Annotated in this window: 21 protein-coding genes and 1 pseudogene; 12 read left to right on the top strand and 10 right to left on the bottom strand. The window is 56.6% G+C overall.

Annotated elements, in window-relative coordinates; genetic code table 11:
* Window positions 1-44 precede the first annotated feature (44 nt).
* Complete coding sequence (locus PGR6_RS17505) at window positions 45-1,148, bottom strand: polyamine ABC transporter substrate-binding protein (RefSeq protein WP_064618647.1); 1,104 nt, start codon at window positions 1,146-1,148, stop codon at window positions 45-47.
* Window positions 1,149-1,286: 138 nt separating this feature from the next.
* Between PGR6_RS17505 and PGR6_RS17500 the strand changes: the two genes are divergently transcribed.
* On the top strand, window positions 1,287-2,078 hold the full coding sequence (locus PGR6_RS17500) for a helix-turn-helix transcriptional regulator (protein ID WP_018925632.1): 792 nt from the start codon (window positions 1,287-1,289) through the stop codon (window positions 2,076-2,078).
* 124 nt (window positions 2,079-2,202) lie between these two features.
* Here PGR6_RS17500 and argC read toward each other — a convergent pair whose 3' ends face one another.
* Window positions 2,203-3,132 carry an N-acetyl-gamma-glutamyl-phosphate reductase gene (gene argC, locus PGR6_RS17495; protein WP_064618644.1) on the bottom strand — a complete coding sequence of 310 codons (930 nt, stop codon included), beginning with the start codon at window positions 3,130-3,132 and terminating at the stop codon, window positions 2,203-2,205.
* 114 nt (window positions 3,133-3,246) lie between these two features.
* Here argC and PGR6_RS17490 point away from each other — a divergent pair, with 114 nt between their 5' ends.
* Together PGR6_RS17490 and PGR6_RS17485 are read left to right on the top strand one after the other, a co-directional pair.
* Entirely contained in the window at window positions 3,247-4,131 is an 885-nt protein-coding gene (locus tag PGR6_RS17490) for a LysR family transcriptional regulator (protein ID WP_064618643.1), read from the top strand.
* A 129-nt stretch (window positions 4,132-4,260) separates the two neighbouring features.
* Window positions 4,261-4,578, top strand: a complete 318-nt coding sequence (locus PGR6_RS17485; protein ID WP_064618638.1) for a DUF7677 family protein — start codon at window positions 4,261-4,263, stop codon at window positions 4,576-4,578.
* A gap of 233 nt (window positions 4,579-4,811) precedes the next feature.
* Here PGR6_RS17485 and PGR6_RS17480 read toward each other — a convergent pair whose 3' ends face one another.
* Window positions 4,812-6,185 carry an IS1182 family transposase gene (locus PGR6_RS17480; protein ID WP_064618635.1) on the bottom strand — a complete coding sequence of 458 codons (1,374 nt, stop codon included), beginning with the start codon at window positions 6,183-6,185 and terminating at the stop codon, window positions 4,812-4,814.
* A 553-nt stretch (window positions 6,186-6,738) separates the two neighbouring features.
* Between PGR6_RS17480 and PGR6_RS17470 the strand changes: the two genes are divergently transcribed.
* Entirely contained in the window at window positions 6,739-7,143 is a 405-nt protein-coding gene (locus tag PGR6_RS17470; protein WP_064618631.1) for a nuclear transport factor 2 family protein, read from the top strand.
* A gap of 138 nt (window positions 7,144-7,281) precedes the next feature.
* Here the strand turns inward: PGR6_RS17470 and PGR6_RS17465 are convergent, their stop codons facing one another.
* Window positions 7,282-8,385 carry a Gfo/Idh/MocA family protein gene (locus PGR6_RS17465; protein WP_064618628.1) on the bottom strand — a complete coding sequence of 368 codons (1,104 nt, stop codon included), beginning with the start codon at window positions 8,383-8,385 and terminating at the stop codon, window positions 7,282-7,284.
* Between the two features lie 223 nt (window positions 8,386-8,608).
* Between PGR6_RS17465 and PGR6_RS17460 the strand changes: the two genes are divergently transcribed.
* On the top strand, window positions 8,609-9,829 hold the full coding sequence (locus PGR6_RS17460; RefSeq protein WP_064618627.1) for an MFS transporter: 1,221 nt from the start codon (window positions 8,609-8,611) through the stop codon (window positions 9,827-9,829).
* Window position 9,830: 1 nt separating this feature from the next.
* Here PGR6_RS17460 and PGR6_RS17455 read toward each other — a convergent pair whose 3' ends face one another.
* Complete coding sequence (locus PGR6_RS17455) at window positions 9,831-10,718, bottom strand: LysR family transcriptional regulator (RefSeq protein WP_064118371.1); 888 nt, start codon at window positions 10,716-10,718, stop codon at window positions 9,831-9,833.
* Window positions 10,719-10,958: 240 nt separating this feature from the next.
* On the opposite strand from PGR6_RS17455, the gene PGR6_RS17450 reads away from it, so the two are divergent.
* The 5 genes from PGR6_RS17450 to PGR6_RS17430 all read left to right on the top strand — a co-directional run bounded on the left by PGR6_RS17450 (window position 10,959) and on the right by PGR6_RS17430 (window position 16,350).
* The gene (locus PGR6_RS17450) at window positions 10,959-11,939 is read left to right on the top strand and encodes an MBL fold metallo-hydrolase (RefSeq protein ID WP_064618623.1); all 981 of its coding nucleotides are present in this window, start codon (window positions 10,959-10,961) and stop codon (window positions 11,937-11,939) included.
* A 240-nt stretch (window positions 11,940-12,179) separates the two neighbouring features.
* Window positions 12,180-12,860, top strand: a complete 681-nt coding sequence (locus PGR6_RS17445; protein ID WP_064618621.1) for an alpha/beta hydrolase — start codon at window positions 12,180-12,182, stop codon at window positions 12,858-12,860.
* A gap of 59 nt (window positions 12,861-12,919) precedes the next feature.
* Window positions 12,920-13,675, top strand: coding sequence for an SDR family oxidoreductase (locus tag PGR6_RS17440; RefSeq protein WP_064618619.1), 756 nt, complete (start codon window positions 12,920-12,922; stop codon window positions 13,673-13,675).
* Window positions 13,676-13,911: 236 nt separating this feature from the next.
* A complete protein-coding gene (locus tag PGR6_RS17435) occupies window positions 13,912-15,018 on the top strand; it encodes an alkene reductase (RefSeq protein WP_064618618.1) in 1,107 nt (368 codons plus the stop codon).
* 120 nt (window positions 15,019-15,138) lie between these two features.
* The gene (locus PGR6_RS17430) at window positions 15,139-16,350 is read left to right on the top strand and encodes an MFS transporter (RefSeq protein WP_064618617.1); all 1,212 of its coding nucleotides are present in this window, start codon (window positions 15,139-15,141) and stop codon (window positions 16,348-16,350) included.
* A gap of 87 nt (window positions 16,351-16,437) precedes the next feature.
* Here the strand turns inward: PGR6_RS17430 and PGR6_RS17425 are convergent, their stop codons facing one another.
* On the bottom strand, window positions 16,438-17,382 hold the full coding sequence (locus PGR6_RS17425) for a GlxA family transcriptional regulator (RefSeq protein ID WP_064618610.1): 945 nt from the start codon (window positions 17,380-17,382) through the stop codon (window positions 16,438-16,440).
* Between the two features lie 305 nt (window positions 17,383-17,687).
* On the opposite strand from PGR6_RS17425, the gene PGR6_RS17420 reads away from it, so the two are divergent.
* Window positions 17,688-18,410 (top strand): SDR family NAD(P)-dependent oxidoreductase, encoded by a 723-nt coding sequence (locus PGR6_RS17420; RefSeq protein ID WP_064618608.1) that lies wholly within the window; start codon window positions 17,688-17,690, stop codon window positions 18,408-18,410.
* 555 nt (window positions 18,411-18,965) lie between these two features.
* On the opposite strand, the pseudogene PGR6_RS30595 reads toward PGR6_RS17420, so the two are convergent.
* The 3 genes and pseudogenes from PGR6_RS30595 to PGR6_RS17410 form a co-directional block, all read right to left on the bottom strand.
* Window positions 18,966-19,055, bottom strand: a pseudogene (locus tag PGR6_RS30595) (Mut7-C RNAse domain-containing protein); the annotation flags it as partial.
* A gap of 16 nt (window positions 19,056-19,071) precedes the next feature.
* Window positions 19,072-19,686 carry a LysE family translocator gene (locus PGR6_RS17415; protein WP_064618606.1) on the bottom strand — a complete coding sequence of 205 codons (615 nt, stop codon included), beginning with the start codon at window positions 19,684-19,686 and terminating at the stop codon, window positions 19,072-19,074.
* A 97-nt stretch (window positions 19,687-19,783) separates the two neighbouring features.
* Window positions 19,784-20,644 (bottom strand): LysR family transcriptional regulator, encoded by an 861-nt coding sequence (locus PGR6_RS17410; protein ID WP_064618604.1) that lies wholly within the window; start codon window positions 20,642-20,644, stop codon window positions 19,784-19,786.
* Between the two features lie 193 nt (window positions 20,645-20,837).
* On the opposite strand from PGR6_RS17410, the gene PGR6_RS17405 reads away from it, so the two are divergent.
* A complete protein-coding gene (locus PGR6_RS17405) occupies window positions 20,838-22,364 on the top strand; it encodes an MFS transporter (RefSeq protein WP_064618602.1) in 1,527 nt (508 codons plus the stop codon).
* A gap of 88 nt (window positions 22,365-22,452) precedes the next feature.
* On the opposite strand, the gene PGR6_RS17400 is transcribed toward PGR6_RS17405, so the two are convergent.
* The gene (locus PGR6_RS17400; protein WP_018925635.1) at window positions 22,453-23,193 is read right to left on the bottom strand and encodes a Mut7-C RNAse domain-containing protein; all 741 of its coding nucleotides are present in this window, start codon (window positions 23,191-23,193) and stop codon (window positions 22,453-22,455) included.
* Window positions 23,194-23,234 lie beyond the last annotated feature (41 nt).

The following is a 23,234-nucleotide window of genomic DNA, read 5'->3' as shown; positions in this document are numbered from 1 at the left end:
AAATAAAGACATGCATAGAGCAACAGGCGACAAATCAAGTCAGATCACACACCACTCTTCACTTTGGTCCAGATCCGCGTGCGGATTCGCTCCAGCTTCAATGGCAGTGGCTCAAGTGGGATAAGTGTGGCAATGGTCTTTTTGTCTGGATAAATCCAGGGGTTGTCTCGCAACTTCTGTTCGACAAACTCAGCGGCATCTTTGTTAGCGTTAGGGTAGAGAGTGTGGTTTGAGGTCTTGGCAATAATTTCTGGTCGCAACATGTAATTAATAAACGCCATACCTTCCTTTGGGTGGGGCGCGTCTTTTAGAAGAACCAGATTTTCCGACCAGACCAGCGCTCCTTCGCGAGGAAGGCTGTAGGTAATCTTGCGTCCAGTGTTGGTCTTCTCGTTGATGGCCTGCGCAGCAAGGGCACCATTAGCCCATCCCACGACTGCACAAATATTGCCGTCAGCCAGGTCAGCGTCAATTCGGGAGGAGTCGAAATAGAGGACGTAGGGGCGGATTTTTAACAGTAGGGCTTGAGCTTTCTGGTAATCATCCGGGTTCCTGCTGTTGCTGGGGAGCCCAAGGTAATGCAAGGCAATCGAAATGATCTCACTTGGAGAGTCAAGCATTGCCACACCACACGACTGGAGCTTACTGATGTTTTCTTCTTTGAAGATCAAATCCCAGCTATTCACCGGAGCATTATCACCCAATGCCGCTTTGACTTTGTCAACGTCATAGCCAATGCCGGTAGTACCCCATAGATAGGGCACAGCGTAGCGATTACCAGGATCATTGACCGCGACCTGGGACAAGATATCAGGATCGATATGGGACAAATTACTCAGTTGATTACGATCCAGCGGCTGAAGTACTCCCGCCTGGATCAGGCTTGGCAACACATTGGAGGTGGCCACAACCACGTCATACCCCGTGCGCCCAGCCATTACTTTGCTCTGCATGATTTCGGCGCTGTCGAAAGCATCCATATGCACTCTGGTGCCAGTTGCCTGCTCAAACTCCTTTGGGGTCTCCGGTGCGAGAAGCCCGAACCAGTTGTACAGATGCACCCCAGGCTCTACAGCTCCCACTGATGTGCTCATCCCAGCACAGAGAAGCGAGGCCGAAAAAATGGTTCGCAAACGTGATTTTCTCATGCAACATCCTTATCAAGACGATGTGCCCTCATGGCCATCGTAAGTCCTGCCAGCGAATATACCGGGCGTTAGCGAATAGTAAATACCTACGAATACTTACCTCTGACCTACGAATCCCTAACCCTAAAGGGGTAGAAAATGCCGTTCGACCTTCATAGCCTGGCTTGGCACCGATCGATTGGGAAGCTGATCATGCAGTTGAACCGTCCAGAATTCTGGAGTTCGCTTGTTCGTATATTAAACGAATACGTGCAAATCGATAATTGGGTTGTATTGATCTTTAGCAATCAACAAGTGCAAGTCGTTAGTCTTCCTGAAGTCGCAGATGTTGAAGAGGTAGACGCGTTCATTCATCGCTATGTGAAGGGGCTTTACCTGCTGGATCCATTTTATATAGCTAATCGAGAAAACCCCCAGAGCGGTTTCTTTCATTTGCTGGATATTGCGCCGGAATACTTTCTTGAAACTGAGTATTATCATCAATATTTTGCACAATATATCTCTGTGGATGAGGCTCAGTACAATGTTCAGCTCGACGCCGATAGAACGTTATGTATTTCCGTTGGTAGCAAAGTCCGTTTTAATCAAGAACAAATAACAATGCTTGATATTATCAAGCCGTGGGTGACTGCATTAATGCATCAGCGCATGTGTTTTGAAATTGATGTAGAGAAAAATCTCGCTGAGCCACCTCTATGGCCAGAAACGATTACCCAGCTGGGCACGCAAATAACAGCGCGCGAAAGTGATGTGCTCAGATTGTTGCTCAGTGGCTTCTCTAATAAAGAGATAGCCGGAAAGCTTTCCCTCTCGGTGGAAACGATAAAGGTTCATCGGCGCAATATTTATGCCAAATTAAATATCAAGTCACAATCCGAGCTGTTTGCTCGATTTTTTATGCCCAAACAAGATGTTTTCTCTACAAGTTGAAGTCGGCGTTTTAGTCTGGATATTACCGTTAAATGGGTTCACGGCTTCAGGTGCGAACCTTGCCTGACCTCTAAATCCCGGTTCGGGACGAGGGCATCACGCTAATTCGCGCGGGTCATCGGAGTCATGTTCCCGCAAGCATCAAATCCAGATTCTGCACTGCAGCTCCAGCTGCTCCCTTCCCAAGATTGTCAAACACCGCAGCCAACAAAACCTGGCCCGTTTCGTCATTCTCAAACACAGACAGTCGCAGATCATCAGTCCCGTTAAGTGCCTGAGGATCAAGGGACGTCAGCCCTTTAGCCTCCAGCATCGACATCACCTGTACATGGCTCGCATCGGCGTAGTGCCGCATCAGACACGCATGCAACTGCACCGCACTCACACCTGGCGCCAACAACCGGGTTTGCAAGGGGATGGTCAGTACGATCCCCTGCCGAAAAGCGCCATAGGCCGGCACAAACATCGGCCGCTCCGTCAGACCGCTTTGTTGTTGAATCTCTGGAATATGTTTGTGTGCCAACCCCAGCCCATAGACCTGAAACGCCGACGCCTGTGCTGCGCCTTCTCCCTCATGCTCTTCCACCCCGACACGTCCTTTCCCGGAATAACCCGACACGGCATGAATGTTCATCGGGTAATCCCTGGGCAGTAATCCGGCCTCCAGTAAAGGGCGCAGCAACCCTATCGCCCCCGTTGGATAGCAACCGGGATTGCTGACCCGTCGCGCGGCGGCGATGCGTTGGCTCTGCTGCGGATTCATCTCCGCGAAACCATAGGTCCAGTCTGGATGGGTGCGGTGCGCCGAACTCGCATCGATCACCCGCACGGCGGGGTTTTCGATGGTCGCTACAGCGTCGCGCGCGGCTTGGTCGGGCAAGCACAGAATCGCGATGTCGCAGTTATTGATGGCTTCGGCGCGACGTTGCGGATCCTTGCGATAGTCGGGGCTGAGTGTGATAAGCCGCAGATCGCTGCGGTCGCGTAGGCGTTGATGGATTTGCAACCCGGTGGTGCCTTGGTCGCCATCGATGAATACAAGGGGACTTGCCATGGAATGCTCTCGGACGTTGGAAATCAGGAGTTCCAATCTTCAGTGAGGCGCTAAGATAGGAAAAGTTGAATTTATAAACGATGAAATTCAGTTTTTCTGAACGAGGAGTCACTCATGCGCGAAATCAGCCTGGACCGTCTGCGCACGCTGGTGGCGATTGCCGACCTGGGTTCGTTTGCCGAGGCGGCCCGCGTGCTGCACTTGGCGCCACCCACGGTCAGTTTGCATATCGCCGACCTGGAGGCGCGCGTGGGCGGCAAGCTGTTGTCGCGCACGCGTGGGCGCGTTCAGCCTTCGGCGATTGGGAACACACTGGTGGAACGTGCGCGGCGTCTGTTGGCGGATGCGGAGCAGGCGCTTGAGGACGTGGAACGTCAGGTACAGGGATTGGCCGGGCGTGTGCGGCTAGGCGCCTCCACGGGGGCCATCGCACAGTTGATGCCGCACGCTTTGGAGACGTTGAGCCAGCGCCATCCCGCTATCGATGTGCAGGTCGCGGTGCTCACGTCGCAGGAAACTCTGAAGAAGCTTGCCGAGGGCTCGTTGGAAATCGGTTTGGTCGCGCTGCCGCAGTCCCCGGTGAAGGGCTTGCGGATCGAGCCATGGCGACGGGACCCGGTCATGGCCTTCTTGCCAGCTCGCTGGGAATCCCCGGAGGTTGTGACCCCCGACTGGCTGTCCACTCAGCCATTGATTCTGAATGACAACACCACTCGTCTTTCGCGTTTGACTGCGGAGTGGTTCGCCAGTGGTGGGCCGCAGCCTGCGCCGCGTATTCAACTGAACTACAACGATGCGATCAAAAGCCTGGTGGCGGCTGGCTATGGTGCGACGTTGTTGCCGCATGAAGCCTCCACGCCATTGCCCGATACCAGGATCGTCATGCGGCCATTAAAGCCCTTATTGTGGCGGCAACTGGGTATTGCCCACCGTAGTCGAGACATCGAACGGCCTACGCAACATGTGCTGGATGTGCTGTGGGAATTGAGTGCGGGGTAGGGGATTTTGTCAGAGGAGGGACAGCTTCTGGCCGGTTCCGGCCTGTCTCGACCGCAATAAAACGGCAAAAAAGCAGATGCTTGATTATGAAGCAGTTAAATCCAAAATTTTTACTAAAAGAAAATGTACATGAAGAAGCTAAGTAATGATTTCAGTGGAGCACTCCGAACGTTTGCATACTTCATGGCAAGTGGAAGCCATTACATGCTTGAAAACGTTGAGTACCTCGACATTTATGGCTCTGAGCCGAGTGCAATTGAGATGGTTTTCGCGATATTCGCGAACGTGATAGAGATGGACAGTGAAGGCAACGTGCTCAATTTCACCTACGCCCAAAGGAGAGCGACTGACTACTTAAGGTCATACTGCGACCCATCTTTCAAAGTAACGCCACCTCTTGAAGACTGGGAAATTGAGCTCTATGGGCCGCCCTCACTCGGACGCTAAGAAATGGCGTTAGCTCGCAGACACGAGGAACCGGAAAGGGTCGAAAGTATCTAGCCGAATGGCTGCTTTTGGCCGATTCTGTTGAAAAAGTCGGATTTTCAGCTGGCCTGAACTCAGGCACGACCAGCACTGGAGAACCTACTCACCGCATTGAGTGGTTTTTCGGCCCTTCGTTGAGCTTTGCCGCTCGGTTATTGGGTTGGTTTTAGGGTTTTTGTTTCGTGCAGACGCACCTATCCCGTGACCGGTGGCCCTTGAGAGGTAAATTTGGCCAGACGTCGCAGGTTCTGCACCGCAGCGGCCAGCGTGAATTCATCAGTCGCGCCACTCATGCCACGTAGGCGCAGGCGATCCAATTTCAGGATGCGCTTGAGGTGGGCAAACAACATTTCGACCTTTTTACGTTCGTGGCGAGAGCGCACATACGCAGGTGTCGTTGCGATTTGCCGAGCCACATCACGCGCGGCTTCATGGACGCTGCGAGCGATCTTACGGAACGCAGTGTTCGGGCAGCATTGGGCTTTCATCGGACATTCAACGCAGTCGGCCTGCCGGGATCGGAAGATGATGGTGTTGGCCTTGGTGACGTGTGAACGCTCATTCTTGAAGGCTCGCCATTCGCTGCGCAATGCGTTGCCGGCCGGACAGCGGTATTCCTCAGTCTCTTCATTCCAGTGGAAATCGCTGTTCGAGAAACTGTCGTTCTTGCGCTCGGTTTTGTCCCACACCGGCACATGCGGCTCGATGTCTTTTTCCTCCACCATCCAGGCCAACATCGGCGCAGTGCCGTACGCGGTATCGCCGATGAGGCGTTCCGGCTTGATGTCGAATTGCGCTTCGACTCGTTCGATCATCGTCTTGGTGCTCTCAACCTCCGCCGTTCGATGAGCCGGTGTGGGTTCCACATCCATGATCACGCCGTGCTCGGTATCGATCAGATAATTCGTGGAGTAAGCGTAGAACGCTGGCCCACCTGGAGCTGCGGTCCAGCGGGCTTGAGGATCCGTCAGCGACAGGCGCTTCGGTAGCGTTTCGGCCAGAGCCTCTTCATCGAGAGCTTCAAGGTACTCACGCACGGCGCGGGTACTCAGGGCCGGATCGCTCCAGTTGACCGGTTCATCACCTGGTACACCGCGCTGCCGACTCGCATCCGCTTTGATGATGCTGGCATCCACGGCAAATCCTTCACCCTTGACCAGACCTGCGTCCATGCAGCGACGCAGCACTTCATTGAACAACCAGCGAAACAGATCACTGTCCCGAAAGCGGCCATGTCGATTTTTGGAAAAGGTCGAGTGATTAGGGACTTCATCTTCAAGGCTCAACCGGCAGAACCAACGATACGCCAGGTTCAAGTGAGCCTCTTCGCACAGCCGTCTCTCGGAGCGAATACCGTAGCAATAACCCACGATCAGCATGCGAATCATCAGTTCGGGATCAATCGACGGACGCCCAATCGGGCTGTAGAAATCGGCGAGGTAATGGCGCAGGTCGCTTAGATCGAGACACTGATCAATGCTGCACAAAAGGTGATTGGCTGGGATGTGATCTTCAAGGTTGAACGAGTAAAACAGTCGCTCCTGCCCACTCGATAACTGTCCCATCATGCTGCGTGCTTCCCTGCTGGCCAATGCAGCAATTTTGCCGCAGGCCAAATAGGGGAGCTACTTTTTCAACAGAATCGACCCATAGCGGCCCTTCGCGAATGGCTGCTTCTGGCCGATTTCCTGCTTGTCGCGAAGTCCTGAAAAATCGACCCTTGGCTGGCAGCAAAGGTTGTCCGATAGCGGGCTACGAACGCGGAAATGTCGCAGTGTGATCTCCCCGTTAATGTTTCTGCAAATCATCGAGATTTCAGGCGTTTTTTTGCTCCTCATGCTTAACAACGACGACATACGTATAGAAGGTCCTCGGTCAGGGGGAACGGTTTGGCATGAAATGTCGGTTTTTCGGCTTATACGGTTAAATCCTCAGGGCTAGGATGTATTGCCTTCAGCGTGCGGAACTCTGATGCGTTGTCCTTTGTTCGCCCTTTCACAATCGGACTTGACGGAATTTGAAAGCGCTCTAGAGGCCAACCCTATCGTTGTAACTGTCCATTAGGACTCGCATGGCCTGCGTTCTATTTCCCCAAGTCTCAACATACAATCAGGAGCAACTATGAATATTGAAGTAAAAAACAAATCTATCGTACTTAAAGCCTTCGACGCTTTATTCAATCAACGTGACTACGATGCAGCCGAGGAGTATTGGTCTGCGGACTATATTCAGCACAGTGCGCTTATCCCTCCAGCACGTCAGGGTTTATTTGACTTGATCAAAAGTCTGCCCAATACACTGATGTATGAACCCAGCGTAATAATGGCAGAGGATGACAAAGTGATGGTTCATGGCCGTTTCTCTGGAAACGGTAGTCCGACTGCGCTCATCGCAGTAGACATCGTGCGTCTCGAAAATGGCATTCTGGTTGAACACTGGGACGTGCTCCAGGACGAGGCCACCACAGTCAGTTCTGCCAGCGGCCTACCGATGTTCGGCGCACGTTTCCCGGATTCAATTGAGTAAAAGGGCGGGCTGCGACGATCCAATAATGGCCTCTGAGATTAAATGGCGCTTCGGGGCGGGCATGTGTCCGCCCCGGCTGCGCTAACGAGGTTTCATACTCGATAGTTCAATATCGAGGTATTTCACAAGCATGAGTCGTCACACGATCCGTTTCAGGAGAGTTTGAGTCCCGCTCTTTGCCGCATCCAGCAACTGATGCAGGCGCAATGCATCGTTGAACGTCGCCGCCGCATGGGTGCCTTCGGCAACATCCTGCGCATACACGTGATAGAGCTCTGCCAGTTCAAGCACGGCTGACGGCAATGACGAGGCCGGCAGGCGCTGATAATTCTCAGGCACGGGCAACACTTCCAGCGTCAGGTTATCGCCATGCGCGCCCTCGACGACATAGTCGTCGCCGACATCGCCAAACGCCGAACGGTTGGTGATTTTCAGGTCGCCCTGGTCGCCGGTGATGTCGATCTGCACACCCGAGCCGTTGCGTTTGCCGCCTTCGATGTGGATCGAAATGACGCCGCCGTCTTCGAGCATGCCGCTGAGTACGAGCTGGTCGGGGGCGGTACTGTCGAGCACTTCGCCGGTTTCCTTGATCGTCACTTTCGGGAACTGGTTGACCATCAACCCCGAGACACTTACTGGCCAGCCGGTGGCGGTGAAGAGCATGTCGAGGAAGTGTCCGGCGTAGATGGCAATGACGCTGGAGAAGTTTTCCTCGGGGGCGGTCCAGCGCAGGGCGTTGGGGCGCAGGGCCTGGAAGTAATTCATGCTGACGTGCATCCGCACGGAGCGCACCTTGCCGACGTAGCCTTGTTGCAGCAGGTCTTGCAGGTAGCGGTTGTGCGGCGCGTGGCGGCGTTGCAGGCCGACGATGTGACGCACGCCGGCGTCTTTGGCCAGGTGCAGCAATTGTTCGGAGTCTGCGGTGGTGGTGGTCAACGGCCATTCGCAGTAGACGTCTTTGCCGGCAGCGATGGCGGCGCGCACGGTTTTTTCGTGTTGCGGGGCGGTGTTGAGCACCACGACCAGATCGACTTCAGGGTTGTTGACCAACGCGTCGACCGAGTCGGCGACATGGCTGATGGCGTACTCGCTGGCCGCGGCTTCGGCGCGTTCACGGCGTTCGCTGTACACCGCTTGCAGGTGATATTGCGGCAACAGGTTCAGCACGCGCAGATGGCCGTGGCGAGCCCAGTTGCCAACGCCGATGATGCCGACGCGAATAGGGGAGTGTGCAGTTGTCATGGGAATGTCCTCGTAGGGTTTGGCTGACGAGGTGAAGTCTAGGGAGCGCAGCCCCGCGGAAAAACCGGCCAAAGGGCCGAACACTGCGGACAGGAAAGGCGCTAATGGCGGCACGCCTGTTCGATTGCGGAGCGATTGATCCGCAGTGATCGGAGCTGCGCACTGTTTTTCCGCAGTGATCAGATACCTAGCATGGCGCCACTCATTACTGTGGAGCTTTGCCATGAACGATCTGTCTGCATCACCGGCCACCGCTGCGCTCACGCCAGCGGAGCCGTCCTCCTGGCGCGACTGGCTGTCGGTGTACGCGGTGGCCCTGGGTGCTTTTGCCTTTGTCACCACCGAATACCTGCCTGTCGGCGTCCTGCCGCAAATTGCCAATAGCCTGGGCATCACCGATGGTGTGGCCGGGTTGATGGTGACCGTGCCGGGCATGGTAGCGGCAGTATCGGCGCCGGCGATCATGCTGGGCGCGGGGCGCATGAATCGGCGACACCTGTTGCTGCTGTTGACCCTGTTGCTGGTGGCGTCCAACGTCGTTTCGGCGGTGGCACCGTCATTGCCGATCATGTTGTTGGGGCGCGGCTTGTTGGGGGTGGCGCTGGGTGGTTTCTGGGCGGTGGCGATTGCGGCTGCCGGGCGGTTGGTCAGCGAGTCAAAAGCGGCGAAAGCGACGGCACTGATCTTTGCCGGGATTACCTTGGCGACGGTGTTCGGTGTGCCGTTTGGTACGTTTGTCAGCACGCTGTTTTCGTGGCGGATGTCGTTTGCCGTGACCGCAGGGCTCGCGTTGCTGGCGCTGATTGCGCAAGCGTTGACCTTGCCGTCATTGCCTTCCAGTGAAGGCTTGAAGTGGCGCGCGCTCGTGGCATTTGTGTCACGCAGCAATGCCCGCCGCAGCATGCTGTTGCTCGGTACGGTGGTGGCGGCGCATTTCACGGCGTACACCTACATTGCGCCGTTCCTTGGGCATGACGCGGGTTTCTCGCCGAGTGCGATCACTTCGATTCTGTTGGGCTTTGGCCTAGTCGGCATGTTGGCGAACTTCGCCATGGCCGGTAGCATCACCACGCACTTGCGTGCGTCGCTGGGCGCCGTGGTGTTGCTGATGGTGATCGCGCAATTGGCCTTGCCCGGGTTGCAGGGGTGGGGCGTGACGTTGGCGGTGCTGGTGTGGGGTGTTGCCTACGGCGCAATTCCGCTGGGCGTGAGCAGTTGGATGCAACTGACGTCGCCGCAATTGCCGGAAGCCAGTTCCGCCATGTTGGTGACCACGTTTCAGGTGGCGATTGCTTCGGGTTCGCTGTTTGGCGGCTTGATGGTTGATCACGCCGGCGTGTCTTCAGCGTTGTGGCTGGGCGCCGCCATCGGTGTGTTCGGTTTGGCGGTGATGCTCAGTTTCGGTCTCGGCAAAGCGCCGATTGCCGAGGCACTGCAACGCTGATTCAAACCTTCAAGATGTTGTCTTTGAAAAAATCGATCAACACTCGCAACCTTGGTGCGGTCTGCTTCGACGCAGGCCAGAGCATCCACAGGTTGCCGGTGTGGTCGGTGTAGTCCGCCAACACCACTTTCAGCCTGCCATCGGCCAACGGCTGACGGATTGAAAAATCCGGTAGGCAGGCAATCCCCACCCCATCGATCGCCAGGTACGTCAGCGGGTCCATCGTGGTGCAGGTCAATGCCCGCGTCAGGTTCGGCTCAATGTGCGTATCGTCGACGCGCAGCGGCCAACGCTCGATCATCCCGGTGGCCGGAAACTTGTGCAGCAGGCACACGTGGCGGATCAAATCGTCCGGGTGTGTCGGATCACCATGACGCTCCAGATACGCTGGCGATGCCACCAACTGCAATTGATAACCCCCCAGCTTGCGCGCCATCAGCCGCGAATCCTGCGGTGCGCCCGTGCGGATCACCGCGTCGAACCCTTCCTCGATCACGTCCACCATGCGGTCGGACATGTCCACGTCCAGCTCGATGTCCGGGTAGGCACGCATGAACCCAGCCAGTACCGGCATGATCAACACGTTCTGGATCGGCACGCTGATGCGCACCTTGCCGCGCGGGGTGGCGGACAGTTCCAGCAATTCCATTTCTGCCGCTTCCACTTCGCTGAGGATGCGTTTGCAGCGGTCCAGGAACAGCTCGCCTTCGGTGGTCAGGGTGACACTGCGGGTGCTGCGATGGAACAGCCGCACCCCCAGGCGTTCTTCCATGCGCGCCACGCTCTTGCCTACGGCGGAGGAGGAGATCTCCAGCAAGCGACCGGCTTCGGTAAAGCTGCGGGTTTCGGCGACTTGAATGAAGGCCGTGATGCCGCTGAGGCTGTCCATCATTTGAGGTGTGCTCGGTGCTGGGAAAGAGTTAAGGCAGAGTAGAGGCGGGCGGGGAAATTGGAAAGGGAAGTAATAGGGAGCGAGGCGTTGGCGTTGGCGTTGGCGTTGGCCGCGTTTTCAATACGACCTCTCGAATGCTGAACTAAGATCAACAGCCAGTACCGTAGGTCGCTAGTGGGAGTTGCCGGTTGGCTTCGTCCCTTTGCAGTGCTCCTCTACCAACGAAAAGGAATGGGAATGAAACTCTCCACGCTAGCTTCTCGCGCCGTCTTTGCAGTAACGCTGGCTATCGGCGGAGGACTTTTCGCAGTCGAGCCGGTTCAGGCCGCAGCGCCTATGCAACAGAAGCAAGTCCCGGGCTTCTATCGCATGATGATGGGCGATTTCGAGGTCACCGCACTCTTCGATGGCGGCATCAGTATTGATTCATCGCTACTCAGCGGCGACCCGGCTCTCATCCAGTCGCTGCTGCTGCGATCGTTTTTCGATGATCCGCAAAAGGTGTCCGGTTCGGTAACGGGCTATCTCATTAATACGGGTTCAAAACTCATCCTCATCGACACGGGCACCGGAGGTCATTGGGGAGGGCCGTCACTTGGCAAGCTCACTGACAACCTGAAGGCTGCTGGCTACAAACCCGCACAAATCGACCTGGTGTTGCTGACCCATATGCACGCCGACCACATTGGCGGAATCTACGACTCCAAAGGCCAGCGCGCGTTCTCGAAGGCACAGATTTCCATGATGAAGACCGAGAGTGACTTCTGGCTTTCGAAGGACATTGCGGAAAAAGCGCCGGAGGGCGCAAAAATATTCTTCCAAATTGCCCAGGCTGCTGCTGCGCCTTATCTGGCGGCTGGCAAATGGAAGCCATTGCAGGGCATGGATGAAATCGTGTCGGGCATTACTCCCATTGCCATCCCGGGGCATACGCCTGGGCATGTGGGCTACAGGGTTTCGTCCAAGGGCCAATCGCTGCTGATCTGGGGCGACGTTGCCCACGTCGTCGCTGTGCAAATGCCACATCCCGAAGTGGGTATCGCGTTCGACGCTGACGGACCGACCGCAATCAAGACCCGCGAAGACCTTTTCGTGAAGTTGGCAGAGGACAAAACCCTGGTCGGTGGTGCTCATATGCCGTTCCCTGGCTTTGGGCGCCTGCGCAAGGAAGACACAGGCTATTCATGGGTGCCGGTAACCTTCATGAACCTGAACTGATGGCCCAATCGACAAGGGATAAAGCCACCTGCAGGTGATCATTCAAACCAAGGGTGATCACTGTGCAGAAAGTTGCCTTAATGCTGGCTGCACTCTCTGCAGAGTATGCCAATCCTGCAGCCAGTGAGATGTCCCGAAACGTCGGTATTTCGACCCATCTGCTTCTTAGCTCGCGCCTAGCATAGACCCTGAATTCACAGCACGGGCAACCCGCCCGTCTACCCGAAATCAGGAGAAGGCATGAGCACTATCGAACACGTCATTCTTGTACACGGTGCCTGGGCCGACAGCACCAGCTGGAACAAATCGCGCGCCTTGATCGAAGCCGCCGGCCTGAGTACGACCACGGTCAACCTGCCGCTGACGTCGCTGGCAGCAGATGCCGACGTCGTGTCCCAGGCCATCGCCGCCGCTCCAGGACCGGTGTTGCTGGTGGGCCATTCCTATGGCGGTGCGGTCATCAGCGAGGCAGGTGTTCACGCCAAGGTGGCAGGCCTCGTCTATATCAACGCCTTTACCCCTGACATTGGCGAATCAGCTTTGGGGCTGACTGCGTTGGCCGAGCCGTCGCTGATGAGTGCCGAGATCCGCATAGATCAGGCGGGCTCGTCGAGCCTCACTTACGAGGGTGTCCATGAAGGCTTTGCTCAGGATGTGAGTGCGCAGGAGAAGCGTCAGCTGTTTGAAAACCAGCGTCCGACCGCTGTAGCGGCACTCACCGCACCACTCACTCAAGCCGCCTGGCAGGACAAGCCCAGCTGGTATCTGGTGGCGACCCTTGATAACGCCATAGCACCGGCACTTCAAGAGCTGATGGTGAAGAAGATTGGCGCCGTCAGCGGCCATGTCGATGCGGGCCATTGCTCAATGATTTCCAAACCTGCGGCTGTCGCCGACCTGATCATTCGCGCTGCCAAGTAACCGATATTTTCCCTCCATTGTTCACGCTTTGCATTTCTGTAATCTCAGAGGACTCACCCATGAAACTCACTCAAAACACCATCTTTATAACCGGCGGCGGCTCTGGCATCGGCCGTGGGCTGGCCGAAGCACTGCACAAGCTGGGAAACCAGGTAATTATCTCAGGTCGGCGCAAGGGCCATCTGGAAGCCGTCGTTGCGGCCAACCCGGGCATGCACGCGGTCGAATTGGATATCACCGATCCAGCCAGTATTACCGCGGTCGCGAAACAGTTGATCAACGAATTCCCGCAACTCAATGTGCTGATCAATAACGCCGGGATCATGTTGCCGGACACTGCCGCCGGCCAAGTGGATGACGAATTGCTGGCGTCGACCATTACCACCAATTTGATGGGCCCCATCCGCATGACTTCGGCGCTGATCGAGCACCTCAAGAAGGCCGATGACGCCTATGTGGCGTACACCTCTTCAGTCCTCGGTTTCGTGCCCATGGCGCTGACGGCGGTGTACAGCGCCACCAAGGCCGCGCTGCACTCTTATGCACTGTCCCAGCGCTTCATGCTGCGCGATACCTCGGTCAAGGTGCTGGAAATCGCGCCGCCATGGGTACGTACCGAGCTGATGGATAGCTCCGAAGCGGAACTGGCGATGCCATTGGATGAGTTTATTTCCGAGACGATAGCGGTGCTGGGCACGGACGCGGTGGAAATTCTGGTCGAGCGGGCGAAGCCATTGCGCGCTAATGCGGGGGCGGATGAACACGCCTTTGTCACTGAGTTCAATGCTCAGCTATTGGCACTCTACGCCCAGTGAGCACCCTACGGCGCTTGCATGAGTGCGGGCGCCGTTATCCGGACATCGACAGTTCGATCTCCATGATCGCCAGCATTACAGCCAAAAAGTCCGAAGTGATGGGAAACGCGGCCCATTTATTCACTCCGGAAAATCACCTTTACTGATGCCAAGCGCCCCAACCCCGAAAGCCCACATGGCTATCGACCCGGGCAGATATCCAATGGCTCTACACATACACTTCAATCGAGGCAACCATGTCCAAACTTCATTCCCCAGTTAAAGTCGGGCGGTTCACCTTCGCCCACCGCATTGTATTGGCACCGCTGACCCGCATGCGTGCCGAAGATGGCGCTCGTCCTGGCGCCCTGATGGCCGAGTACTACGCCCAGCGCACTTCCGAAGGCGGTTTCCTGATCGGTGAAGCCACCATCGCCGCGCCAAACGGCAACGGCTATCTCGGCGCACCAGGCCTGTTCGACGACAGCCAGATCGTGGGCTGGAAACACGTCACTGACGCCGTGCACGCTAAAGGCGGCAAGATCTTTCTGCAGCTTTATCATGCGGGTCGCCAATCCAATGTCGACGTGCAGCCTGCAGGCAGCATCCCCGTCGGCCCATCGGAAGTCCTGCACGGCGGCGTTGCTTACACTACCGAAGGTTGGGTACCCAATACCCCGAACCGCGCGCTGACCATCGAAGAGATCGCAGATCTGGTAGAAAACTTCCGCAGCGCTGCCGAGCGCGGCGTGAAAGCCGGTTTTGACGGCGTGGAACTGCATGGCGCCAACGGCTATTTGATCGACCAGTTCCTGCAGGACAACAGCAACAAGCGCACCGACATTTACGGCGGCTCGTTCGAAAACCGCGCTCGCTTCCTGCTGGAAGTGACCAACGCGCTGATTTCGGTGTGGGGCAGTGACCGTGTGGCCGTACGTGTTGGCCCGAGCGGCACCTGGGGTGACATGGGGGACAGCGATCCAGAAGGCCTGTTTACCTACGTCGCACAACGGCTGGCGCCGCTGAACCTGGCTTACATGCACCTGATCGAGCCGCGCATCCTGGGCAACATCGAGGACGAGAATGCCGACCCGGCGCCGGTCGCAGCCCAACTGATGCGCAAACACTACAAAGGCGTGATCATTGCTGCCGGTGGCTTCAACGGCGAATCCGCCGAGGCCATCATTCAGGCGGGCGACGCCGACCTGGTGGCCTTCGGTCGCCACTTCATCGCCAACCCGGATTTGCCGGAGCGTCTGCGTCACAATCTGCCACTGAACGCTTATGATCGTCCGACCTTTTTTGGCGGTACCGAGGTGGGTTACACCGACTACGAGTTCTATAAAGAAGAAGCGATTGCGTAACGTCTTTCGCCAAGCTCGAGTTGCTTTAGCGCAGAGACCAAACGAAGCCCCCTCGCGGGGGCTTTTTTATGTGTACACGCGATCTACAGGGCGCCATCACTTTTTCACAGCTGGAATACCATGAACTCAACCCAATTCATCAAAAGCAACCGGCCGCTGTATTGGCTGGCCTTAGGCACGTTTGCCGTCGGTACCGAAAGCTTCATGATCGCGGGCTTGCTTCCCGGAATGGCGAAGGATCTTGGCGTTAGCGTTGCCACGGCGGGTCAGTTGGTCACGGTATTTGCTCTGGCCTATGCACTGAGCTCTCCAGTGCTGGCTGCGCTGACCGGGAACCTGAACCGGCGCAGGCTGCTGATCGGTGCCATGGCGATATTTGCGCTGGCCAATCTGCTGGCCTTCACGGCCAGTGGCTATTGGTCGTTGATGGCCGCGAGAGTGGTGCTGGCACTCGCGGCGGCAGTGTATGTACCCGGTGCGAACGCACTGGCCAGCGTGGTCGTGCCGCCCGAACAGCGTGGCCGCGCCATCGCTATCGTCAACGGTGGCCTGTCGCTTGCCATTGCCCTGGGAGTTCCGGCGGGCACGGTACTGGGGGCGGCAATGGGTTGGCGCGCCACGTTCGGCAGCGTCGCGATCATTGCCGCGTTGGCCGTTGCCGGTTTGCTGATAGGCCTTCCACGCGAGATAGGAACCGGACTCGCTACTGCCAGCCTGCGCCAGCGAATTTCAACTGCGGCTCAGCCTGCGGTATTGCATACGTTGCTGATCACTACGTTGTGGGCGATGGCGAGCTACACCACTTACACCTATCTCGCTCCGCTTTTGGAGGCCACCACCCTTATAAATGGCCCGGCAATAGGTTTCGTGCTATTTGGCTGGGGTGTTTCAGCCGCAATCGGCCTGGCCATCAGCGGCCGGGCGGTAGACCGAAGAGGTCCGCGCGCAGTGATCCTGCCAGCGTTGGCGACATCCACTACCGCATTCGTCGTCCTGTCGCTGGCGCCGCACTTTATCGGCAGACAGTTTGTAATTGTGCCGATAGTCCTCGCCATCGCTGCCTGGGGCGTGGCGCACTGGGCTTTTTATCCTGCACAGCAAACCACGCTGGTCGGCGTGGCCGGCGTTGCGAGCGCGCCAGTGGTGTTGTCGCTCAACGCCTCCTTCATGTACCTCGGTTTCTCACTGGCTGCGGGTCTCGGCTCTCTGACATTGCACTACAGCTCATTGGCCAACCTTGGCTTTGTCAGTGCCCTCTGCGCAGCAACGGCCTTGGCCTTGGCCTACACATCCGGCCGCCGACCTGCACCGCAACTTCAACCTTTAAATTAAATAATCTACACGCTCTAAAAGTAGTGTTCCAAGAATGAATAACGGCGGCCAATGGCCGCCGTTATTCTGCTGCGAAAAAATAGAAGCTTATACCTCAGCGTTGGAACCGAAGGTCCGGCGCAACGATTGCGGGGATTGACCATATACGCGCAGGAAGGCCCGACGCATACGCTCACGGTCGCCAAAGCCGGTCTCCGAGGCCACCGCTTCAAGCGTTAGTCGCCCCTGTTCGATCATCAATCGGGCGGCCTCCAGACGTAGATTCTCAATGGCCTTGGCGGGGGAGCTTCCGGTTTGCTCGCGAAAGCTTCGACTGAATTGCCGAGGACTCAGGCACGCCGCATCCGCCAGGTCTTCTACGGAAAGGTCGCGACGCAGGTTTTTTCGAGCAAAGTCCAGCGATTGCTGAATGCGGTCGGAGCTCGGACTCAGTTCCAGCATCGCCGAATGCTGGGACTGCCCACCCGCGCGGCGATGGTATAGCACCAGCCGCTGCGAGACGGTCCGGGCCAGCGCGGCACCGTAATCCTTCTCGACCATACCGATGGTTAAATCGAGCGCAGCGGTCATGCCTGCCGAGGTCCAGATCTTGCCATCGATGATGAAGATGCGATCTTCTTCTACTTTAATTGCGGGGAATCTATCGCGCATTTCCTTGGCGCGAGCCCAGTGCACTGTGGCTCGACGTCCATCGAGCAATCTGGACTCGGCAAGCGCGAAAGCACCGACGCACAAAGCGCCTACCCGCCGTGAATGTGCATTGGCTTCAACCAGAAATGAGTGAATACCGTCCGACGCCGAACTGCGATCCATTGCACCGCTGATCAAGACAGTATCGAAATCAGTCTTGTTGAACTGCTGAGTATCAACCGACGTGAACAGGGAGCTGGCGACCAAGCCACCATGCTCGGATAGCACACTGATGTCGTAGAGTTTTTCACCCGCGGCCAGGTTGGCAAACTCGAAAGCTGAAAGCGCGGCAAGGCTCATCACTTGAAAATCGGGCCGTACGATTAACGCCACACTTTGCATAAAAACTCCCGTTCGCCCAGTTGAACACTGGCTTGAGGCATGGATGTCTGGTGACAGGCGAAACGTTAGCATGCGCGAAAATCGCGGGACTGCAAGCAGAACCGCGATTTCGAGGGGGTTAGCGTTTTGCGCCGGATAAATTCAGTAAGGCCGATACTGAGGTACGAGAAACTTCGGAACGCCAATATTTTCGGCCATAAACTTGACCAGACCAAGGCCGAAAATGATGGTTTTACGGCCTTTACCGACATACGGGCGTTCAATACTCTGGCCCTATTTCATGCACCGCCTTTGGAGCAAACCGCATGACTCATAAAGGCACGGCCGTTATAACCGGCGCTGGTACAGCAATAGGCATAGCTTTCGCCCACCGACTGACTCAGCGGGGCTACGACTTGATTTTAATTGCGGTGGATCGGCCGCAATTAATGACGCTTGCTGCAGCGCTCACTGACTCCAGCGGACGATCGGTGGAAGTGCTGAATGCTGATTTGGCAGTGTCCGCCGAAGTTGTCCGCATCGAGGCCTTGTTAAGCCAGGACGCCAGTATCACATTGCTCATCAACCATCACGACATCACTGAGGAAAATGAGATAGGGGCCACAATCGCCTTGGGGATCACTGCTCCCGTACGCTTGTTCTACGCATTGGCAAATGGTTTCGTAAAGAGGGGCGCCGGAACGGTTATCAATCTGGTGCCCGTGTTCGAGGCGAGTTCCGGTGCTGCCATTGAGTCGGCGAACAGCGCTTTTTTACTCTCGCTATCCCACGCGCTGCGGCAGCATTTCAATAAAGTCGCAGTACGAGTTCAAGCAATTTTGTATGCAGGTTCACAGCAGATCCAATATCAAAGCGCAGTGGCCATTGTGGATGCCGCGCTAGAGGATTTTGATTCTGGAGAAGCCATCTCGCTACCCAAGTTTGCCGATCGGGTGATATGGAATAAATTCGAGGTTGCCCGGTTGGAATTGCTCAGTCGGGTAGCAGCGGCGCCCAATATCGTCTCACCTGCACGTCTGCTCCATTGACCTGCGGTGGGTAGCGAATGCGTGTCTCCCGCTAAGTGATTACAGGCATCCTCGTCCAAAAAAGAGTGGATATCCCGCCCATTTTAGTTCAGCAGCCGACAAGGACGACTACGTCGGTCTTCAGTCGGCTGGCCCAGCAACCACATGGTGTCTTGTTCATCCTGCCTGCGTGGTATTGCTCTTCTGTTTGTTTAACGTCTACAAGCACAGTATGTATTAGCGGGCAATTCCGTCCTTGAATTCGGCAGGACGATTAGCGTGATCGCCTCGCTCGATAAAAGGTCGCAACTTCTTGCGAGCTTGCTGGCGGCGATGCTGGCAGGACCTTAGGCACGAAAGAGGTCATCCTATTAACCAAGCTGTTGGACGCGGCGCACCTATCCTGGTTTGCTAGTGATGAAAATCCCCGGTCGCTTCTGCCGGATAGACTCCTCATGACTGTGAGCCACTGTCCGCAAACGGCCGCTATGGGGCGATTTCGGCTTGTGACGACAGGCAGCTATTGGCCGTTATCTACCTGATGCAAAAGCCAGTTTTCCCTGACAACGCAGCCGGCTATCGGTCCTGCAGAGGTGCCAGCAGTGCCGCGCCAGTGCGAACCTCCCAGTAAATCCGTTGGCGGGCGTCGCAGCGCAGGAAGTGCGAATCAATCGTGGGATTGCTAAACCAACTGGCGGCCCCCCAGAGACAAAATCAAACCGCCGCACAGTCGATCGATAGCTTTTTTCCTCCCTTGATACGCGGACGCAATCTTGGGTTGCGAAAGAGTGATTGCAACCATTCCATACCAGGTCATTGAAATCACCACGACAACTGCCAGCATCGACAAAAACGTGCCTGGTGAAACGTGGGCGGGGGCTGCTGCTGAAAAAACAGCGGCATAGAAGGCCATGGACTTGGGGTTGCCGATGTTGGTAACCACCCCCTGAATGAAGGACTGCCGGCAACTACCGGCGACGGAATCATTTAGCGGGCCAAGCGCATTCTTCCCCGCGTTGATCAGCAGTCGGAATCCGAACCACATCAGGTAGGCGGCGCCCAGAACTTTTACAACAAGCGCAGCCCAAGGGAGCGCAGCAAATACAACCCCGAGACCTGCAATTGCACAGGTGGACCAGAACAAATTGACCAGTACGATGCCTGCTACCAAGGCCAGAGCTTCTGACCGTGTAGCAGCTACCGCTTTATGGACCACTGCAACGAAATTTGGCCCAGGGATAACGACACCGGCCAAGTAGACCAAAAAGACCGTCAAAACGGCGGAACCATCAATCATGTGTTTCCTCGCGAGTCCTGTGGACGGTGTTCATTACGCAAATGAGTGTTCTAAGAGCAGGGCACTTACCTGAAATGCCAATGGTAGTCAGTTTGTTCTAGATCGATGGCAACTCAGACATCTCCACCAGCAGTTGTCCAAATGCATTGGCCGCGGGCGTCTTTCCCGTGACACTCCATATCAGTCTGAAATCAGCATCCAGCAGCGGTGGCAGGCCATGTTGGCCGTCAATGACCACCATGCCAGGCTCTAGATCGCCCAGCGGTAGAGCGGTGACGGTAAGTCCCGCCAATACCGCCGCTCTCAGTCCTTGTTGACTTGGAGAGGTAAAGGCGACCCGCCAATCTACGGTGGAACTCTCCAACGCATCTACGGCCACCTGGCGGTGCAAGCAGGGTGCTGGGGCAAACGCCAGTGGCAAAGGGGCATCGCCGGTAAATTCGAAATTCTGCGCAGCGGCCCAGACAAACCGGGTTTCGCGCAGCACGGTACCGCCGGCCTGGCTGCCCGGCAATGCCATGACCACGGCCAGATCGAGCCCGTCGGCATCAACCAGTGCGCGCAGATCGAGGTAGGTGCCGACGGTTACATCCAGGCGTACGGCGGGAAATTGTCTGGCGAACCGAGTCAGTAACGGCGGCAGGCCGTCGCCGATAAAGTTTTCTGGCACACCGAAGCGCACGGCCCCGAATACCGACGACGCTTCGAAACGTCGGGAGAGGGCGTCTTGTGCTCTGAGGATTTGTTCGGCATGGCGCAGAAAATCTTCACCATCTTCCGTCAGTGTCAAACGTCGGGTAGTGCGTACCAATAGCGTGGTACCGACCTGTTCTTCCAAACGCCGGATCTGATGACTGATCGCTGACTGGCTCAAATGCAGCCGCTCTGCGGCACGAGTGAAACTACCGGTGTCCTTGATCGCGACAAAAGCACGCAACAGAGCTGGGTCGAAGTCCATTAAGTCAACTCATGACGAATATTAATAAAACCTACGAAATTAAATCATTTCTGTCATTTTTTAATTGCTTCCAGAATGCGGCCGGTCACTTGGACTTGTGCCGGGTGACGCTGGCGAGGCTATCGCGTCTCTACTCCTGACGGCGTTCAGAGCGGTCTTGCCAGTGCCCATCAACTTGATCTGGAAGATCACGATGCAGTTCTCTTCTTCGCAAAAGGATATTTTCACCATCGCCGCCGTGTGCCTGGCGTCGCTGATGTTCGGCTTGGAAATCTCGAGCGTGCCGGCAATCCTGCCGACTCTTGAATCGGTTCTGCACAGCGATTTCAAAGATATGCAGTGGATCATGAATGCCTACACCATCGCCTGCACCACGGTGCTGATGGCCACCGGCACATTGGCGGATCGGTATGGGCGCAAGCGAGTGTTTGTCATCAGCCTGGTGCTTTTCGGCATTACCTCACTGGGCTGTGGATGGGCACAAAGCGCCAGTGTGTTGATCGCAAACCGTTTCCTGCAAGGTATGTCCGGTGGTGCCATGCTGATCTGTCAGGTGGCCGTGCTGTCTCACCGGTTCCAGTCGGGAGTTGCGCGCGGAAAAGCGTTCAGTGCCTGGGGAATCGTGTTCGGTATCGGTTTGGGGTTTGGCCCGATAATCGGCGCCGTTATCGTGGCGTTGTCGAGTTGGGAATGGGTGTTTCTGGTGCATGCGCCCATTGCCGTGCTCGCGCTGGTGCTGGTGATCGCCGGTGTCGATGAGTCACGTGATCCGCAGCGTCGCAGGCTGGATGTGTTGGGCATTATTTCGCTGTCACTGGCAGTGTTTGGCCTTTCCTGGTTCATCACCCAGGGCGCGGGGGAGGGTTTCTCCAGCGGTTCGGCCATCACTTGTCTGGTTGTGGCAATGCTCAGCTTTATCGTCTTTGTCGTTGCGCAGCGACGCTATGTCGATCCGATGTTCGACTTCTCGGTATTGCGCATCCGTCGCTTCTCGGGTGCCTTGCTAGGGTCGGCAGGCATGAACTTCAGCTTCTGGCCGTTCATGATTTACCTGCCGCTGTACTTTCAAAATAGCCTGGGCTACGCCAGTGTCGGCACCGGTCTGGCACTGCTGGCCTATACGCTGCCGACGCTGGTTGTTCCCCCGTTAGGTGAACGGCTGGCGCTGCGCTATCGACCTGACGTGGTGATTCCCGCAGGTTTGTTCACCATAGGATTGGGGTTCCTGCTGATGAAATGGGGCAGCAGTGTCGCGCACGCCAGCTGGCTGACGATGCTTCCAGGCTGTCTGATCGCCGGAATCGGACTGGGGCTGACCAATACACCTGTGACCAATACCACCACCGGATCGGTGCCCAGTGAACGTGCCGGCATGGCATCGGGCATCGATATCAGCGCTCGCATGATCAGCCTTGCAATCAATATCGCGCTGATGGGATTCATCTTGGTGGAAGGTATCCTGTCTTCCCTGCGCAACCAGTTGTCTGGCTCGCCCGATGATGGGCAACTGAGATGGCTGGCGGAGAATATTTCGGCCGGCAACTCTGCCGTGTTGGTGCCGACTGGCCAAGGGATCACGATTCCGGTCGATGTCGCCAACGCAGCTTTGGCGCATGGGTTTGGCTGGGTGATGCTGTATGGCGGTATTGCTGCATGGGTGCTGGTGGTGGCAAGTTACCTGGTCTTTCGTTCGAGCAAAGCCGTTCATTCTCAGCGCTGACTGTCATTCGAAGGACTGCTTCTGGCCGTTATCCATCTGATGCAAAAGCCAGTTGTCCCTGACCATGCAACCGAGCCGATGCGCTCGACTATCGGTCCAGCAGAGGTGCCAACAGCGCACACATGCCGCGCCAGTGCGAGCCCTCCCAGTAAATCCGTTGGCAGGCGTCACAGCGCAGGAAGTGCGAATAGAGGACGCCAACGCGTGGCGGCACTTGCGGCCGGGCCAGTTCCGGGCTGATCTCGTGTAGCGGCAGGTTGCAATGGAGGCACAGGCTGAAGGGGCGCGCGCTACGCGCCAGGTCGAGGCGCTCGTACAATTCGCGCAGCTGCAGCGACGGTTTCAGGGCATGCACGTAACAGCCGTGGCTGATGATCCGCCGCTTGAGCAGTTCGCGGTCGCGGGTTAGCACGATGCGTCCTTGCTGCGCGGCGATTTCGGCGATCTCGGCATCGTCGAAGCCATTGTCGTAGAGGGTGTCGAAGCCGCTCATGCGCAGCAGACTGGCCAATCCGCCAAGGTGCGCATCAGCGACGAAGCGCAGCACCCGTAAAGGTTGCGTACGAACCTTGAGCAACGGACTGATGTCCAGCGCTTCGAACTTGGGATACACCGCCAACCGGTCACCGTCGAAGATCACCCGCTCGAAGCCCACCGACTCGCCGTTGAGCAGCACCATCTCGACCTCGGTGTGCGGTATCCCGAGCGCCTCGATCATGTGCTTGACCGTCGCCCCTCGCGCGCACTCGCAAGTGAAGGACTGCCGCCGTCGCTCGGCCGGCAGGAAATCGTTGAGCTCCTCGTAGAAGCGGAAAGTTGCACGGGTCATGCTGAACAGTATGGCAGGGCTGCAGGAAGAATGAGTCCAGC

The organism is Pseudomonas sp. GR 6-02 (assembly GCF_001655615.1).
In the GTDB taxonomy this organism is placed as follows: Bacteria; Pseudomonadota; Gammaproteobacteria; order Pseudomonadales; family Pseudomonadaceae; genus Aquipseudomonas.
This window is presented reverse-complemented; position numbering and strand designations above follow the sequence as displayed.

What these genes read in the sequence shown, in the direction of transcription:
- PGR6_RS17420 (WP_064618608.1), top strand. Translation starts at nt 17,688, where the DNA reads ATGACTCATAAAGGCACGGCCGTTATAACCGGCGCTGGTACAGCAATA.
- PGR6_RS17410 (WP_064618604.1), bottom strand. Translation starts at nt 20,644, where the DNA reads ATGGACTTCGACCCAGCTCTGTTGCGTGCTTTTGTCGCGATCAAGGAC.
- PGR6_RS17440 (WP_064618619.1), top strand. Translation starts at nt 12,920, where the DNA reads ATGAAACTCACTCAAAACACCATCTTTATAACCGGCGGCGGCTCTGGC.
- PGR6_RS17455 (WP_064118371.1), bottom strand. Translation starts at nt 10,718, where the DNA reads ATGGACAGCCTCAGCGGCATCACGGCCTTCATTCAAGTCGCCGAAACC.
- argC (WP_064618644.1), bottom strand. Translation starts at nt 3,132, where the DNA reads ATGGCAAGTCCCCTTGTATTCATCGATGGCGACCAAGGCACCACCGGG.
- PGR6_RS17415 (WP_064618606.1), bottom strand. Translation starts at nt 19,686, where the DNA reads ATGATTGATGGTTCCGCCGTTTTGACGGTCTTTTTGGTCTACTTGGCC.
- PGR6_RS17505 (WP_064618647.1), bottom strand. Translation starts at nt 1,148, where the DNA reads ATGAGAAAATCACGTTTGCGAACCATTTTTTCGGCCTCGCTTCTCTGT.
- PGR6_RS17435 (WP_064618618.1), top strand. Translation starts at nt 13,912, where the DNA reads ATGTCCAAACTTCATTCCCCAGTTAAAGTCGGGCGGTTCACCTTCGCC.
- PGR6_RS17425 (WP_064618610.1), bottom strand. Translation starts at nt 17,382, where the DNA reads ATGCAAAGTGTGGCGTTAATCGTACGGCCCGATTTTCAAGTGATGAGC.
- PGR6_RS17430 (WP_064618617.1), top strand. Translation starts at nt 15,139, where the DNA reads ATGAACTCAACCCAATTCATCAAAAGCAACCGGCCGCTGTATTGGCTG.
- PGR6_RS17445 (WP_064618621.1), top strand. Translation starts at nt 12,180, where the DNA reads ATGAGCACTATCGAACACGTCATTCTTGTACACGGTGCCTGGGCCGAC.
- PGR6_RS17460 (WP_064618627.1), top strand. Translation starts at nt 8,609, where the DNA reads ATGAACGATCTGTCTGCATCACCGGCCACCGCTGCGCTCACGCCAGCG.
- PGR6_RS17490 (WP_064618643.1), top strand. Translation starts at nt 3,247, where the DNA reads ATGCGCGAAATCAGCCTGGACCGTCTGCGCACGCTGGTGGCGATTGCC.
- PGR6_RS17500 (WP_018925632.1), top strand. Translation starts at nt 1,287, where the DNA reads ATGCCGTTCGACCTTCATAGCCTGGCTTGGCACCGATCGATTGGGAAG.
- PGR6_RS17450 (WP_064618623.1), top strand. Translation starts at nt 10,959, where the DNA reads ATGAAACTCTCCACGCTAGCTTCTCGCGCCGTCTTTGCAGTAACGCTG.
- PGR6_RS17400 (WP_018925635.1), bottom strand. Translation starts at nt 23,193, where the DNA reads ATGACCCGTGCAACTTTCCGCTTCTACGAGGAGCTCAACGATTTCCTG.
- PGR6_RS17470 (WP_064618631.1), top strand. Translation starts at nt 6,739, where the DNA reads ATGAATATTGAAGTAAAAAACAAATCTATCGTACTTAAAGCCTTCGAC.
- PGR6_RS17480 (WP_064618635.1), bottom strand. Translation starts at nt 6,185, where the DNA reads ATGATGGGACAGTTATCGAGTGGGCAGGAGCGACTGTTTTACTCGTTC.
- PGR6_RS17465 (WP_064618628.1), bottom strand. Translation starts at nt 8,385, where the DNA reads ATGACAACTGCACACTCCCCTATTCGCGTCGGCATCATCGGCGTTGGC.
- PGR6_RS17405 (WP_064618602.1), top strand. Translation starts at nt 20,838, where the DNA reads ATGCAGTTCTCTTCTTCGCAAAAGGATATTTTCACCATCGCCGCCGTG.
- PGR6_RS17485 (WP_064618638.1), top strand. Translation starts at nt 4,261, where the DNA reads ATGAAGAAGCTAAGTAATGATTTCAGTGGAGCACTCCGAACGTTTGCA.